Origin of the sequence: Bacillus sp. PSXD-155, from assembly GCF_049310765.1 — a bacterium.
GTDB lineage: Bacteria > Bacillota > Bacilli > Bacillales > Bacillaceae_G > Bacillus_A > Bacillus_A cereus.
In genome coordinates, this window is record NZ_JBMOWC010000017.1 from 77,400 (window position 1) to 91,527 (window position 14,128).

Below are 14,128 nucleotides of genomic sequence, written 5' to 3' on the forward strand. Positions count from 1 at the left end.
AATTTTTATTGAGAGAGTTATTAAAATGTAGAAAGTATTTTGGCTAAGAACAAATGTAATAAACATAATTTATGAAGGAGGTATAAAAGTATGATAGTAAACCATTTTGAAGAGTTTTCTAAACATGTTGGAAATACACCTCTCGTGAAATTAGAATGCAAAGAAACGAAGGACCTTTCTATCTATGCTAAATGTGAATGGCATAACCCTACAGGGTCAATTAAGGATAGGGCGGCACTTGGAATGATTAATAAATATTTACAAGAAGCGGACAAAAAACAAAATATTTTAGAGTATAGTGGTGGAAGCTTAGCGAGGTCAATTGGGTGTATTTGTAATTATTTAGGGATTCAATGCACGTTAGTTTTAAGTTCTGGAACCGGTAAATCTCTCTTAAATGAACTTGATCGTTATGGTGCTAACGTAATCTTAGTTGATAAATATAAAGGGTTCTACGCAGTAATTGAGAAAACAATAGAGATTAGCAAACAAAAGCCAGAATTATACTTTTTATTCCAACATTATAATAATGCAAATCTAGTAAGTCATATAGAAGGTACAGGGCGAGAAATTATTGCACAAATGAATGGAAAACCAATACATGCATGGGTAGCATCTGCTGGTACTGGTGGAACTCTAATGGGAGTCTATACAGCAATAAAGAATTATACAAAAAATGTTGAACTACATTTAGTAATGCCTGCTGAATTGCCTTATGGTTCGGAACAACCACCAAATGATTTAAAGAAATATGCTGGATCAGGTGGGTTCGGCTTAGGAAGGAAACAACATTTCATAGAACAGGAAGAAAATTTGATAGAAAAACAATGGACTTATTCATATGAAGATACCCTGTATGAAATGGCACGTTTTTACAAAGATACTGGTATAAAAATAGGAACTTCTGCGGCAGCGAATTTATTAGCAGCTAAACAAATTGGGAAAGAAAAAGGTGCGAATTTTAATGTAGTTACAGTTTTTCCGGACGCAGGGTCAATAGAAGAGTGGTCAGATGTAAAAAATTTAGTTGAAAAAATAGGTGATTGAGAGGACCATTAAAAGTTCTTTCGTAGTTTATATCTTATTCTACGCAAAATTGATACCATCAAAAAACTGTATGTTTAACATGTACAGTTTTTTGATGGTATAGCTGTGCAATGTTTAGAAATTTCACATACCGTATTTTAAAAATAAATATAGGAAAAACAAAAAGTAATGTAGAATATATCGTACATACATATATACAGTCAACATAAAAGATAAAGAGGTGGGTATATGTTACTTGAGGAAGTAATGCAGCAACTAGAGGAATATGGAACAGAACAAAATCGAAAAACGTATAAAAACCACGGAGCGAAAGAGCCATTATTCGGAGTTAGTTTTGCGAATCTAAAATTGTTAAAAAAGAAAATAAAAAAAGATCACGATTTAGCAGTTGAATTGTGGGAAACAAAAAATATGGACGCGATGACATTAGCAACTTATATTTTAGACCCGAAGAATATAACAGCAGAACAGCTTAATAGTTGGGTTCAGGATGTTGATTATTACTGTTTAATGGATGTTTTTATGACATCTATATGTACTTCGCCAATTGCAATAGAAAGAATGGAAGAGTGGACAAAGTCTAATGATGAATGGATTGGAAGAGCTGGATGGTCTTTATTAGCAAATATATCGATTAAAAATAAAGCGTTACATGATGATTTCTTCTCTCCATACTTAGAAGAGATTAAAGAAAATATACATAATGAAAAAAATAGAAAAAAAGAAGCGATGAATAGTGCTTTAATCGCAATAGGAATTCGTAATGAAGACTTAGAGCGACAAGCGATTGAAATTGCACGTGAAATTGGAAAAGTAGAGGTTAATCACGGTACAACATCATGTAAAACACCAGATGCAGAAAGCTATATAAAAAAAGCGAGAGAAAGAGCTGAAAAAAAGAAAATGAAATAAGAAAAGAGGAACGGCTATGAAACCCATTGAAGCAGCACAAAGCATAATTACATCACAATTTCCGAATTGTGATGTAGCTTTACTCGGTGGAAGCGTTGCACGAGGAGAAGCGACAAAAACATCTGACCTTGATATTGTAATAGTTGACCAAAGTTTAACTTCTTGTTATAGAGAATCTTTCTATAGTAATGGATGGCCTGTTGAGGTGTTTGTTCATAATTTTACAACATATAAAACCTTTTTCAAAATGGATTGTGATCGAGGGAGACCGTCGTTACCACAATTAGTTTCAGAAGGGGTTGCATTAAAAGGGGAAAAGGAAATTGTTGAGAAATTAAAAAAAGAAGCGAATGATTTACTACATAAAGGACCAGCTAAATGGACCGAAGAAACGATTAAGCAGAAGCGATATTTTATTACGGATACTTTAGATGACTTTATTGGTGCAACAAAAAGAGAAGAAGAATTGTTTATCGCTAATTTATTAGCGGATTTAGTACATGAATATGTATTAAGAGTAAATGGTAGGTGGCTTGGGAGTTCAAAATGGTTTATTAGAGTGCTAAGAAGATATGATGAGCAATATGCAAACAAATTTGTAGCGGCTTTTGATCATTTTTATAAAACGGGAGAGAAAAATGAATTAATTCATTTTATAGAAATGACGTTAGAGCAGTATGGTGGAAGAGTGTTCGAAGGATTTTCTATTGGTAAATAAAAAGGGGAGAGAAAAATGAATGTACCATATGTTCAATTAAGAGAATTGACACTAGATGATGTAGAAGATCGCTATCAATGGTCGTTAGATAGCGATGTAACAAAGCATTTAGTCGTACCAGACCAATATCCTCCGTTCACTCGTGGAGATACGAGAATCTGGATTGAAGCTTGTATAAGCCGAAAAAATGGTTATGAACAAAGGGCGATCGTTACTGAGAAAGGTATACATATTGGATGGGTAGACCTTAAAAATTTTGATAAAACAAATAAAAATGCAGAACTAGGAATTACGATTGGAAATAAAGACTATTGGGGGAAAGGATTTGGAATGGCAGCTCTAAACAGCATGTTACAAATAGGTTTTTCCCAGTTTGAATTGGAGAAAATTTGGTTACGTGTAGATGAAGATAATACACAAGCTAAAAAGAGTTATGAAAATGCCGGATTTGTATGCGAAGGGTTAATGAGAAATGATCGATTGAGACAGGGGAAGTTCATTCATCGCTATCGTTACAGTATATTAAAAGAAGAGTATGAATCAAAAAATAATAACCTATAAAAATATTATGTCAATTAAAAAGGGGAAGATAAAATGATTCGATTACTTACAAAAGCGGATGCAAAACAATATTGGGAGTTACGTTTACAAGCACTACAAGTAAATCCAGAAGCATTTGTAACGACTTATGAAGAAGCAGTACGTCAAGAAAACCCTCTTGAACGCGTTGCGGGTAATCTTTCATCCAACAGTAGTTTTACATTTGGTGCTTTTAATAATGAAAATCGTTTAGTTGGGGTTGTTACTTTATTAACAGAAGAAAAGGACGCATATAAGCATAAAGGGCATATCGTTGCAATGTATGTAGATACTGAAAATCGAAGAAGTGGTCTTGCACGTGATTTAATACGTAAAGCAATTGAAAGGGCAAAAGAGATGAAGCTAGAGCAATTGAACTTAGGGGTTGTGTCAACGAACGAACCAGCCAAACGATTATATGAATCAATGGGATTTAAAACGTACGGAATTGAAAAAAGGGCTATAAAAATGAATGGTGTGTATAGTGATGATGAACATATGGTGTTGTTCTTTTAAGAGAGGAAGTTTTGTATGAAAGATCTCCATTTAGAAAGAAATCTGGACCCTCAAGTAGCGATTTTGTATGCGACGGTTGCTGATACGTTTAATAGATTGCAAAGGTTAGTAGAAGGTACTGAAGAGAACGAACTATCCTATAAAGGGTCTGAAAATAATGAAAATAGTATTGGGCAGTTACTTCAGCATTTAGCAGTTGTCGATTTACATTGGGTGTATCGTTTCAAGGGAGAAGATGTTCCAACAGCATTTGAAAATAAATATGGTCCTATGTTGAATGAAGTAGGAGAAATACCGAGTTTAAGAAAATACACGTTGCAAGAGTTAATGCAAGATTATGAAGCAGTGCAAAAATTGTTTTATGAAGAATGTATGAAACTAACAGAAACTGATTTAACGCGGGAAGTTTTGTATGAAAAAGGGGAAAATGCGACTATAAGATGGGGAATTTGGCATATAGCAGATCATAATCGGTATCATCAAGCACATATAAGTCGATTGAGGAAATTATATAGAGAATATAAACTGCATATTCTTTAATTTTTGAATAAACAAACGCCCCTAAATAATAATTAAAGGAGGCGTTTATTTTTATTCGTTTGTTTTTCTTCCCAAGCTATCATTAAATTTTTATGATAATTTTTTGGTTTTTCAATAGAAAACCAGTAAATTGAATGTGCAATAGTTGGTAGCCATCTTTTATGGCAGATTCGTATATTTTCATGGTGAGTATAGTGGGTCGAGATTAAGGTAGATTTTGACCCTTAAAAATTTTGGTATGTAATATCCTCGATTTCATACCAATACACTTTATTCCCATGCAAATCTACTACAATTCCTTTATCATCCCAATAGGAACCTATATCGTTTGCACGTGTTTTCCATAAGGTTAGGGCATACTTTAGTAGCCATAAGGAGAAAAATATTGAAATAATTCCTAGTAAATCAAATTCTTCCATTAAAGATAAAACACTTATTAGAAGGAAAACAACTCCGAAAGAAAGTACAAATAAAATAGATTGTATAGAGGCTCTGTATATTTTCAGTGTTATCACATCCATAGAAGTAACTTATTTTTAAAATTATTTCTGTTTAATGTTTTTATATTAAGTATAATAAATGAATGAATGAATGTATTATCATCTTTTTCATTGCAAGTGAATGGAAAGTGAAATGTAAGTTTGTATGTAGATTTTTCATCGCGTATACTAAAATATATGTTATAGAGATTAAAAATTAAATACAAGGGGTTTTACGATGAAAGCAATTGTTATAGGGATACTGGCATCATTTTTCTTTGCCTTTACCTTTGTTTTAAACCGGGCAATGGACTTAGAAGGTGGAAGCTGGATTTGGAGTGCATCATTACGGTATTATTTTATGGTTCCAATGCTATTACTTATTGTTATGTATAGAGGGAACTTAAAGCAACTCTTTCAATATATGAAAAACAATCCGAAAGAATGGTTAGTATGGAGTATCGTTGGATTTGGTCTCTTTTATGCACCGCTTAGTTTTGCTGGAGCGTTCGGACCAGGTTGGCTCGTTGCATCAACATGGCAAATTACAATCGTTGCAGGGATTTTGTTAACACCATTTTTTGCGGTGGATCCACTACATAAAAAACTTCCGATGAAGGAATTAGTTATGTCGGGCATTATTTTATTCGGTGTTGTTCTCATGCAAGTAGAACATGCTTCTTCATTAGGTATTCGTGAAACCGTTTTATGTGTAGTTCCTGTACTTATTGCAGCATTTGCGTATCCTCTTGGAAATCGAAAAATGATGCAAGTTTGTAAAGGGGAATTAGATGTATTTCAGCGAGTACTCGGTATGACATTAGCAAGTTTACCATTTTGGTTTTTATTATCTGGTTACGAAGTATCAACTGGCGGATTACCGTCAAGTAACCAAGTTTTTCAATGTTTTATTGTAGCAGTTAGTTCTGGGTTAATCGCGACAATATTATTTTTCTTTGCAACAGATCTTGTAAAAGATGATCCACAAAAACTAGCAACAGTGGAAGCGACGCAGTCTGGTGAAGTTTTATTTGCGCTAGTAGGAGAGCTGATATGGTTATCTGCACCAATTCCGTCATCTTTATCTTGGGTTGGTATGAGTCTCGTTATTATTGGAATGATACTTCATAGTTATGTAGCTGTCGTTGTAAAAAAAGAAGAAAAAATAACGGCGTAATGAGATTAGCTCTTTTTATTAAGAGTTAGTCTTTTTTCATAGAAAGGGATGAAAATATGAATTTACAGCGTGTTGAACAAATTGAAAAAGATTCAATATTAAATGTGCTACAATATGCCGTCGGTCCAAATGAAATAAGCTTAAAGAAGGCAGTAATATTTTATCAAAGTAATAAAGGGACTTTGTACAAATATGAAGAAAAAGCTTGTATAGGTATTGAAGTAATCGGAGCAACTAAAGCACGAGTATGTCATATAGCAGTGGCTTCAGATTATCGTCAAAAAGGAATTGCACTGCAAATGATTAAAGAAGTGGTAAGGATATATCAATTGACTTATATAGAAGCAGAGACAGACGATGGGGCGGTAGAATTTTATAAAAGAATTGGTTTTCAAGTTAAAAGTTTAGGAGAAAAATATATGGAAATCGAAAGATTTCATTGTTATTTGGAAAAATAGTATAAAAATATGCATATGGAGTATAGCTTGAAAAAATAAGATTTACATTTTTCTTCATTTAATAAAACTCTCGCTTATCATTCTCTACGATTTTAATAGAGTTTTGAGGCTTCAGTACACCCATATACATATTTTTGTAGTAATGAATATGATTAAGTTAAAAATTAAGAAAAATATGATAATATATTTATATAAAAGTTTAAATTTACGTGGCTAGTGAGGGAACCAATATGAAAATGAATGAAATAGTAGCAAGCACACAATTTCCAAATACAATCGAAACAATAACAAAAGATTTAAAAGCATTAGGAATCGAAAAAGGAATGACAATTATCGTTCATTCATCGCTAAGTTCTATCGGATGGATATCTGGTGGTGCGGTTGCCGTAGTAGAAGCATTAATGAAAGTTGTTACGGAAGAAGGAACGATAATAATGCCAACGCAATCTTCGGATTTGTCCGATCCGAAACATTGGTCAAGACCACCTGTACCGGAAGACTGGTGGCAAATTATCCGAGATAACCTCCCTGCATTTGATTCACGTATAACCCCAACAAGGGGAATGGGTGAAATAGTTGAATGTTTTCGTACATATCCGAATGTAGTACGTAGTAATCATCCGTTAGGAAGTTTTGCTGCATGGGGAAAACATGCAGTAGAAATAACAATGAACCATTCATTATCAATGAGCTTTGGAGAAGAATCTCCATTAAGAAAAATATACGATTTAGACGGGTACGTATTATTAATTGGTGTTGGATATGATTCAAATACGTCTGTTCATTTATCCGAGGTGCGTACTGGTGCATGTGAGTTAATACAAGTAGGAGCACCTATTATAGAAAACGGTGAAAGAGTGTGGAAAGAGTTTGTTGAAATGGATTACGAATCTGAGAAGTTTGTAGAAATTGGTGTTGAGTTTGAGCGAAAAGGAACTGTAAAAAATGGGAAGATAGGGAATGCAACGTGTCGTCTAATGAAACAGCGTGATATAGTTGACTTTGGAACAGAATGGTTTCGTAAGAAAAATTAGTAAGGGATGGTTACAATGAAAGGGAAAAAGGTATTAATTACGAGCGGTGGTTGTCTAGAAAAATGGGATCAAGTACGCGGGCATACGAATATGGCTAAAGGTACAATCGGAAGGATAATCGCAGAAGAACTTCTAGCTAAAGGGGCACATGTTATATATTTACACGGTTATTTTGCGGAGAAACCGAGCGATGTACATAGAGGGTTAGAATTACATCCATTTGAAGGGATTGTTGATTTACAAGATAAAATGAAAAGTATCATCACACATGAAAAGGTTGATGCGGTTATTATGGCAGCGGCTGGATCAGATTGGATTGTGGAGAAGATCTGTGATCAAGATGGTAATGTTCTTAATATGAACGGAAAAATTTCAAGTGATATTGCACCGATTATTCACTTTCAAAAGGCTCCAAAAGTATTAAAACAAATAAAAGAATGGGACCCAGAAACAGTACTTATTGGTTTTAAACTTGAAAGTGATTTAAATGAAGAAGAACTGTTTGAAAGAGCGAAAAATAGAATGAAAGAAGCAAGGGCGAATGTAATGATTGCGAATTCACCACATTCTTTATATTCGCGCGGAGCTGTGCATTATGTAATTGGACAAGATGGTAAAGGGAAGTTGTGTAATGGGAAAGATGAAACAGCGAAAGAAATTGTCAAAAGCTTAGAGGTATTATGTAATCGTGTCACTGCTTTTTAAAATTAAGTTTTTAGATAAGAATGAATCCGCATAGTAATAAGTAAGCGAAACTTTAATTGGTGGGAATTTTACTTTTACACGAATGTGAAGCGTATATCAATCAAGAGCTATACACAGAATAATTGGTGAGGAGTGGATTCTATGGAACATTTATTAAAGCAAGCTATTAAACTTAGAAACGAAAAGAAATATGCGCAGTCTAAAGAGATGCTTATAGGATTAACAAACTTTACAAAGGATGCAGAAGTACTGTATCAGTGTGCGTGGATACATGATGTAATGGGGCTAGAAACAGAAGCAGTTCCGTATTATGAGCAGGCAATCGCAAATGGACTTGATGGCGAATCCCTTTGCGGTGCTTATATTGGTCTAGGAAGTACATATCGTTGTATAGGGGAATATGAAAAGGCAATTACAGTATTAGAAGCTGGGGTGAAAAAATTCCCAGAGAACGATCCGATGAAAGTATTTTTATCATTAGCAAAATATAACGTAAACGATCACGAGTCAGCGATGAAATTATTACTTGAAACTGTCGTGAAAGTAGAGGAAGTAAAAGAATTTGAACGTGCCATTTCATTTTATAAAGACCACTTAAATGAGGTTTTTAAATAAAGGAGTGAACGTATGAATGTTACACTATCGCGAAGGCGAAAAGGTATTTGGATTGGACTCGTCTCTTTAATTATGCTATCAAACTATTTATTGTATGCTCTTCCAATAGTACCAGCTGCGCCGAAAGAAGTTGTACTTGGGTCATTATTAGATTGCATGTTTGTCATTCCAATCATCACGTATTTCTTCATTATTCGAAAAAGGTACTCGTTAACGTATATAGTTCCTGTTGTAATAGCTGGTTATATTTTTGCAAGATTTATTATTCCAAGTGACTATTTACAAGATTTTTCATACGTTTCTTATATTATAGTTGCAGGAGAAATTGCTTTTGTATGTTTAGAGTTATTCCTTCTATATAAAATTGTTAGAAAGCTTCCTACCATAATAAAAAAATATAAAGAATATAAAAGTGAGTACTCTTCATTTTCTTATGCAATTGATGCTGCGTTTGACGCTACTATGAAAAGAAATAAATTAATAGATATCATTGTAACGGAGTGTAAGTTAATCTATTATGCATTTTTATCGTGGCGTGAAAAAGTACCAGAAGGTGAATACGTATACTCATATCACAAAAAGACTGGTGCAATAGGTGTATATATCATGATCATCCATGCGACCTTAATAGAAAGTATTGGTTTTCATTATTTGCTACACCAGTGGAATCCAGTAATAGCATGGATTTTACTTATTTTAAATGTATACGCGATGATTTATTTTATAGCTGAAATACAAGCGATGCGTAAAAATCCACTTAACGTAACAGAAGAACAAGTAATCATTCAAATTGGATTAGGAAAGAAAATTGTTATACCATTTACACAAATTGATAATATTGCGTTCTACAAGGGTGATGAATTGCTAACGGCAAAAGAAGGGAAACAGGTATTGGATGCAACTGTTATGGAGTTCATAAAAGAACCTGCTACTTTTGAAATAACATTAAAAGAGCCAGTGAAAGCACAGTTGTTATATGGATTTTCTAAAACAGTAAGTCGTGTGCACTTAAATGTTGATGAAGAACGAAAATTTTATGATGCGGTTAAGGAAAAGTTAAAACATGAGTAATAGTGCTGTTAGTTACATAAAAACAAATAAGCTTCCGTTAGAAGTGAAAAAATATGAAACATGGATAGTGAAAAACTCTTTCTAAATAAGAAGGAGTTTTTCTTGTGTACTTGTATAAATCATTATATAAAAAACTATATACTTCTTTATCGTTAGATAAATGGATATAATTGAGGATAGAACTAGTATAAGGGGAAACAAAATAATGAATAAGTTACTTACATCGAAAGGTGAAATTATAGAAAGAAAAATCCGATATAACTCAACAATAGTAGATCACAATTGCTTATTACTTGAAAAGCAATCACAAAGTATCGTTTTATTTCACGAGGTGCAGTATTCATTTACAATGATTGCAAATGATACTAAGTTAACAATTCCAAAAGGGAGTTATACAATCGCATATTACTGGAAAGATTGTCCGTACAATTTATACGTATGGAGAGATATAAAAGGGAAGTATTTAGGTTCCTATTTTAATATCGTAAAAAATACACAAATAAAAGACGAAGTGGTTTCCTTCGAAGATTTAATCATCGATATTATGGTACTTCCTAATGGAGAATACTTCATATTAGATGAGGATGAATTACCAGAACCATTAGGGAATTTCGAAGGTGGTTATGTGAAGAAAGCTCTTTATGGACTGAAAGAAATCATTCAAAAAGAGCTTCCACAAATAGTTTTGGAGACAGCCAGGGTGCAGAAGAACTAAAATTTAATTACATAAATATTTTGAATGGAAATGAGTAGTCTCAAGTTATATGATCTAACTTTTTTGATAAATCTAAGGTTAGTAGCATATTTCTTGAGATTACTTTTTTTGTAGAAATTTCGTTGCTTAGTTATTAAATGGATTTTAAATTTATGAAATAAGATTGACTGAATAAAGTTCAGTCGTTTATGATTGAATCAGATTCAGTCGCAGGAAAAACAAAGTAGGAGATGACCTATGAAAAGAATATCAAAAGAACCAGATATAAGACGGCAAGAGTTAATGGATATTGGTTTTGAACTATATATGAAAAATGGTATGAAAGGATTTGGCATAAAAGATGTTGTGAATCATGCAGGTGTAGCAACGGGCTTATTTTATTATTACTTCAAGTCTAAAGAGATTTTTGTTGATGAAGTTTTAAATGACTGTATTGTGAAAAATATGGAGTTAATTGAAGAAATACTTGTTTCAAATGAACGGTCTGTCATGCAAAAGATGAAAGATTCACTAGATATATTTTGGACATTTATTGAAAAGTTAGCACCCTATAAAAATGTGAGTTCGTTTCAGACGGAACAACATTTTCAACTGGAACAGAAATTATTCGCACGTATGCAACCGTTAATTAGACAAGTAATTGAAGAGGGAGTAAACATAGGGGTTTTTTATACTGATAACTCATTATTAGCTTCTGGGTTTATTCTATACGGTCTTAGCAGTATTGCTCATTCAGAAGTAAAGTTGAATCTAGATACAAAACAAGAAATGGTTAATTTAGTATTAACTACACTACGATACAATCAAAAGGAAGGAGAAAGTTTATGAAAATTATTATCGATGGAAATAATATCTCACAAGAGCAACTTATAGAATGGAAAAGAGAACGGATAAAAAAAGTATTATATACATTAGGACATAAAGAGCTTGAAATAAATGATACAGATGTCATGATAAAACAGCTAACGGAAATAAAGTTGCGATATACATACAATGAAATGTACGAAAAGTTGAAATCAAAACTTAGATTAAGTGCAATAGGTATGCGTATCTGTACTCTTTTATCTGGTGATAGACGAAAATTTTCGAAAACTAGTATTTATTTAGACGGGATTACAGCAGAAGTAGCTATACATGGAATTGATAGTTTGATGCTTGAACAATCATGTGAAAATAACAAAGTGAATTTATCTGCTTGTCCTGATCACTATGTACTAAGACCCTTTGGGGAAAATGAATTAGAGGTTATCGAAACTACTGGTAATTCTCCGTTTCCAGTTCAATTTTTCATTGTTTTTGGTGACGAAACCGGATTGAAAACACCGAGAGATAAATCTTATCAATACCAATCAACAGGTGTTGCACGTATGAAAGATGGTACTACTATTGGTGGAGTTCGACATCAATTTAAAGATACTGATACAGGGATAGAAGTAAGTCTAGTTGTTGAGTTCCCAGCCCTTTGTCCTAATAGTCTAATTAAATCCCATCAAATGCATTTAGCGTGTGAGTTTTCTTATTGGTTACAGTGGATTAAAAATCAGAAAAAATAGTAAGTAAATGATATCGTTCAAATAAACAACAGTAAAAATATTTAAACGAATCATATGTATGTTTTGATAAAACCCAGTTGACTTATCGGAAATATTTGTATAATATGTACTTAATTCCATAACGTATTGCTGATTGGAGAAACCAAAGGCATTTTATCTGTTGATAAAATGCCTTTGGTTTTTTTATTGCACAAATACTGAATCTGTTCATTTATATGAATCATTTTAAGGAGGGGAAGAAATGACTGTTTCAATTGATGGGGTATCAAAATATTTTTTGAAACAAACTGGTACTGTTCAAGTATTAGAGAATATTAATTTTCAATTAGAGAAAGGGGACTTTGTTACAGTAATTGGTCCGAGTGGGTGTGGAAAAAGTACATTACTAAAAATTGTTGCAGGTCTAGATAATGATTTTGAAGGGGAAGTTGTTATTGATGGGGAGTCTATCTTAAAACCGAGTAAGAAACAAGGTTTTATTTTTCAAGAACATAGGCTTTTTCCGTGGTTAACGGTTGAAGAAAATATAGCGGCAGATTTGTCGTTAAAAGATAAGTATGTGAAAGATAAGGTGAGAGAATGGGTTGAAATCGTTCGGTTAGATGGCTTTGAAAAATCGTATCCGAAAGAAATTTCAGGCGGGATGTCACAACGTGTTGCGATAGCGAGAGCGTTATTAAGAGATCCGAATGTATTATTACTTGATGAACCTTTTGGAGCGCTAGATGCTTTTACTCGAAGTCATTTGCAAGAAGTATTGCTAAATATTTGGGAGCAGAAAAAAACAACAATGATATTCGTTACACATGATATAGACGAAGCGATATATCTTTCAAACCGGATCATCATTATGAATGCAAAACCAGGGAAAATACATAAAGTGATTGAAAATAATTTACCTTATCCGCGAAATAAAACTGCTCAATCGTTCCAACAACTTCGAACGAAAGTATTACAGCAGTTTGAATATGGAGGATTGATTCAAACAAGTATATAGGAAAAGGGTGATTTTATATGTATAAAAAATTTAAAGTTCTTTCTTTTGCTTTAGCTATATCAATGTTTTTATTAGGATGTGAAAAAAGTACAGCAAGTAGTAAGAAAGAAGATGTAACAATACAAATTGGTATACAGCAAGGATTAAGCCCGCTATTACTAGCAAAGAAAAAGGGATGGTTTGAAGAGGAGTTTAAAAAAGAAGGAGTTAAAGTGAAATGGACAGAGTTCCAAAGTGGACCTCCTTATTTTGAAGCAATCGCATCAAACCGGTTAGACTTTGGTGAAGTAGGGAATTCTCCAGTCATTTCAGCGCAAGCAGCAGGTATTGGATTTACGGAAATCGCCAATACAAGTTATGCGAGAAAAGGAACTGGAATTCTCGTTCAAAAAGATAGCAAGATTGCGAGTGTAAAAGATTTAAAAGGTAAAAAAATTGCAGTAGCAAAAGGAAGTAGTGCCTTTAATTTATTATATCGAGCGCTTGATAAAGAAGGTATTGATGTAAAAGATGTAAATGTCATTCAATTACAACCAGATGAAGCGCAGCCTGCATTCGAATCAGGATCAGTAGATGCATGGGCGATTTGGGACCCTTTCATATCATTACATACGTTAAATAAAGGTGCGAAGGTGGTTGCAGACGGTGAAACATTAAATGTCTCTTCACCAGAATTTTTAATTACGAGGACAAAATTTGCGAAAGAACATCCAGAATTAGTTGAGAAATTCCTCAAAGTTTATGAGAAAGCACGTGTATGGCAAGATGCTAACTTAGATGAAGCAATAAAAGTGTACACTTCTGTAAAAAAGATAGATGCAGAGATTGTAAAAGAAGTGTTTAATCACGACAAACCAATTTTAGTTCCGGTAACTAAGGAAATAATAGCAGAACAACAAAAGACAGCGGATTTTCAATATAAGCTCGGTTCTATAAAGAAAGAAATTAAGACGGAAAAAGTTGTAGATAATTCTTTCGTAGAAAAAGCATTGAAAGCGAAGTGAAAAGAGGT

18 protein-coding genes are annotated in these 14,128 nt (G+C 33.3%); 17 read left to right on the forward strand and 1 reads right to left on the reverse strand.

The features are described 5' to 3' along the window. Positions 1–90 precede the first annotated feature (90 nt). The 6 genes from ACO6VI_RS19115 (at position 91) to ACO6VI_RS19140 (ending at position 4,312) form a co-directional block, all read left to right on the forward strand. A complete protein-coding gene (locus ACO6VI_RS19115) occupies positions 91–1,047 on the forward strand; it encodes a PLP-dependent cysteine synthase family protein (RefSeq protein WP_098818872.1) in 957 nt (318 codons plus the stop codon). 228 nt (positions 1,048–1,275) lie between these two features. Beyond that, positions 1,276–1,959 (forward strand): DNA alkylation repair protein, encoded by a 684-nt coding sequence (locus ACO6VI_RS19120; protein WP_065484122.1) that lies wholly within the window; start codon positions 1,276–1,278, stop codon positions 1,957–1,959. Between the two features lie 16 nt (positions 1,960–1,975). Further along, positions 1,976–2,677 (forward strand): nucleotidyltransferase domain-containing protein, encoded by a 702-nt coding sequence (locus tag ACO6VI_RS19125; RefSeq protein WP_000802433.1) that lies wholly within the window; start codon positions 1,976–1,978, stop codon positions 2,675–2,677. Between the two features lie 15 nt (positions 2,678–2,692). Continuing rightward, on the forward strand, positions 2,693–3,238 hold the full coding sequence (locus tag ACO6VI_RS19130; RefSeq protein ID WP_023522259.1) for a GNAT family N-acetyltransferase: 546 nt from the start codon (positions 2,693–2,695) through the stop codon (positions 3,236–3,238). Positions 3,239–3,271: 33 nt separating this feature from the next. After that, a complete protein-coding gene (locus ACO6VI_RS19135) occupies positions 3,272–3,772 on the forward strand; it encodes a GNAT family N-acetyltransferase (protein WP_098033217.1) in 501 nt (166 codons plus the stop codon). 15 nt (positions 3,773–3,787) lie between these two features. Further along, positions 3,788–4,312 carry a DinB family protein gene (locus ACO6VI_RS19140; protein WP_000653846.1) on the forward strand — a complete coding sequence of 175 codons (525 nt, stop codon included), beginning with the start codon at positions 3,788–3,790 and terminating at the stop codon, positions 4,310–4,312. Between the two features lie 224 nt (positions 4,313–4,536). Here the strand turns inward: ACO6VI_RS19140 and ACO6VI_RS19145 are convergent, their stop codons facing one another. Further along, a complete protein-coding gene (locus tag ACO6VI_RS19145; protein ID WP_237655332.1) occupies positions 4,537–4,731 on the reverse strand; it encodes a hypothetical protein in 195 nt (64 codons plus the stop codon). 298 nt (positions 4,732–5,029) lie between these two features. On the opposite strand from ACO6VI_RS19145, the gene ACO6VI_RS19150 reads away from it, so the two are divergent. From ACO6VI_RS19150 to ACO6VI_RS19200, 11 genes are all read left to right on the forward strand, one after another. Continuing rightward, a complete protein-coding gene (locus ACO6VI_RS19150; protein WP_000644593.1) occupies positions 5,030–5,968 on the forward strand; it encodes a multidrug resistance efflux transporter family protein in 939 nt (312 codons plus the stop codon). A gap of 56 nt (positions 5,969–6,024) precedes the next feature. Then, positions 6,025–6,426, forward strand: coding sequence for a GNAT family N-acetyltransferase (locus ACO6VI_RS19155; RefSeq protein ID WP_088020676.1), 402 nt, complete (start codon positions 6,025–6,027; stop codon positions 6,424–6,426). 230 nt (positions 6,427–6,656) lie between these two features. Further along, positions 6,657–7,460, forward strand: coding sequence for an aminoglycoside N(3)-acetyltransferase (locus ACO6VI_RS19160; protein ID WP_161519837.1), 804 nt, complete (start codon positions 6,657–6,659; stop codon positions 7,458–7,460). Positions 7,461–7,475: 15 nt separating this feature from the next. After that, positions 7,476–8,165: a phosphopantothenoylcysteine decarboxylase gene (locus tag ACO6VI_RS19165; protein ID WP_000676727.1), complete on the forward strand. Its 690-nt coding sequence runs from the start codon at positions 7,476–7,478 to the stop codon at positions 8,163–8,165. A gap of 141 nt (positions 8,166–8,306) precedes the next feature. Then, positions 8,307–8,780: a tetratricopeptide repeat protein gene (locus ACO6VI_RS19170; RefSeq protein ID WP_000400637.1), complete on the forward strand. Its 474-nt coding sequence runs from the start codon at positions 8,307–8,309 to the stop codon at positions 8,778–8,780. A 12-nt stretch (positions 8,781–8,792) separates the two neighbouring features. Further along, the gene (locus ACO6VI_RS19175) at positions 8,793–9,851 is read left to right on the forward strand and encodes a hypothetical protein (protein WP_023522255.1); all 1,059 of its coding nucleotides are present in this window, start codon (positions 8,793–8,795) and stop codon (positions 9,849–9,851) included. A gap of 205 nt (positions 9,852–10,056) precedes the next feature. Continuing rightward, positions 10,057–10,566: a DUF402 domain-containing protein gene (locus ACO6VI_RS19180; RefSeq protein ID WP_023522254.1), complete on the forward strand. Its 510-nt coding sequence runs from the start codon at positions 10,057–10,059 to the stop codon at positions 10,564–10,566. A 237-nt stretch (positions 10,567–10,803) separates the two neighbouring features. Continuing rightward, positions 10,804–11,394 (forward strand): TetR/AcrR family transcriptional regulator, encoded by a 591-nt coding sequence (locus ACO6VI_RS19185; RefSeq protein ID WP_023522253.1) that lies wholly within the window; start codon positions 10,804–10,806, stop codon positions 11,392–11,394. Further along, positions 11,391–12,119 carry a hypothetical protein gene (locus ACO6VI_RS19190; RefSeq protein WP_065484115.1) on the forward strand — a complete coding sequence of 243 codons (729 nt, stop codon included), beginning with the start codon at positions 11,391–11,393 and terminating at the stop codon, positions 12,117–12,119. The genes ACO6VI_RS19185 and ACO6VI_RS19190 overlap by 4 nt, the downstream gene beginning before the upstream one ends. A 241-nt stretch (positions 12,120–12,360) precedes the next feature. Continuing rightward, entirely contained in the window at positions 12,361–13,116 is a 756-nt protein-coding gene (locus ACO6VI_RS19195; RefSeq protein ID WP_063547626.1) for an ABC transporter ATP-binding protein, read from the forward strand. 17 nt (positions 13,117–13,133) lie between these two features. Beyond that, positions 13,134–14,120, forward strand: a complete 987-nt coding sequence (locus tag ACO6VI_RS19200; RefSeq protein WP_023522250.1) for an aliphatic sulfonate ABC transporter substrate-binding protein — start codon at positions 13,134–13,136, stop codon at positions 14,118–14,120. Positions 14,121–14,128: the final 8 nt, after the last annotated feature.

What these genes read in the sequence shown, in the direction of transcription:
- ACO6VI_RS19115 (WP_098818872.1), top strand. Translation starts at nt 91, where the DNA reads ATGATAGTAAACCATTTTGAAGAGTTTTCTAAACATGTTGGAAATACA.
- ACO6VI_RS19120 (WP_065484122.1), top strand. Translation starts at nt 1,276, where the DNA reads ATGTTACTTGAGGAAGTAATGCAGCAACTAGAGGAATATGGAACAGAA.
- ACO6VI_RS19125 (WP_000802433.1), top strand. Translation starts at nt 1,976, where the DNA reads ATGAAACCCATTGAAGCAGCACAAAGCATAATTACATCACAATTTCCG.
- ACO6VI_RS19130 (WP_023522259.1), top strand. Translation starts at nt 2,693, where the DNA reads ATGAATGTACCATATGTTCAATTAAGAGAATTGACACTAGATGATGTA.
- ACO6VI_RS19135 (WP_098033217.1), top strand. Translation starts at nt 3,272, where the DNA reads ATGATTCGATTACTTACAAAAGCGGATGCAAAACAATATTGGGAGTTA.
- ACO6VI_RS19140 (WP_000653846.1), top strand. Translation starts at nt 3,788, where the DNA reads ATGAAAGATCTCCATTTAGAAAGAAATCTGGACCCTCAAGTAGCGATT.
- ACO6VI_RS19145 (WP_237655332.1), bottom strand. Translation starts at nt 4,731, where the DNA reads ATGGAAGAATTTGATTTACTAGGAATTATTTCAATATTTTTCTCCTTA.
- ACO6VI_RS19150 (WP_000644593.1), top strand. Translation starts at nt 5,030, where the DNA reads ATGAAAGCAATTGTTATAGGGATACTGGCATCATTTTTCTTTGCCTTT.
- ACO6VI_RS19155 (WP_088020676.1), top strand. Translation starts at nt 6,025, where the DNA reads ATGAATTTACAGCGTGTTGAACAAATTGAAAAAGATTCAATATTAAAT.
- ACO6VI_RS19160 (WP_161519837.1), top strand. Translation starts at nt 6,657, where the DNA reads ATGAAAATGAATGAAATAGTAGCAAGCACACAATTTCCAAATACAATC.
- ACO6VI_RS19165 (WP_000676727.1), top strand. Translation starts at nt 7,476, where the DNA reads ATGAAAGGGAAAAAGGTATTAATTACGAGCGGTGGTTGTCTAGAAAAA.
- ACO6VI_RS19170 (WP_000400637.1), top strand. Translation starts at nt 8,307, where the DNA reads ATGGAACATTTATTAAAGCAAGCTATTAAACTTAGAAACGAAAAGAAA.
- ACO6VI_RS19175 (WP_023522255.1), top strand. Translation starts at nt 8,793, where the DNA reads ATGAATGTTACACTATCGCGAAGGCGAAAAGGTATTTGGATTGGACTC.
- ACO6VI_RS19180 (WP_023522254.1), top strand. Translation starts at nt 10,057, where the DNA reads ATGAATAAGTTACTTACATCGAAAGGTGAAATTATAGAAAGAAAAATC.
- ACO6VI_RS19185 (WP_023522253.1), top strand. Translation starts at nt 10,804, where the DNA reads ATGAAAAGAATATCAAAAGAACCAGATATAAGACGGCAAGAGTTAATG.
- ACO6VI_RS19190 (WP_065484115.1), top strand. Translation starts at nt 11,391, where the DNA reads ATGAAAATTATTATCGATGGAAATAATATCTCACAAGAGCAACTTATA.
- ACO6VI_RS19195 (WP_063547626.1), top strand. Translation starts at nt 12,361, where the DNA reads ATGACTGTTTCAATTGATGGGGTATCAAAATATTTTTTGAAACAAACT.
- ACO6VI_RS19200 (WP_023522250.1), top strand. Translation starts at nt 13,134, where the DNA reads ATGTATAAAAAATTTAAAGTTCTTTCTTTTGCTTTAGCTATATCAATG.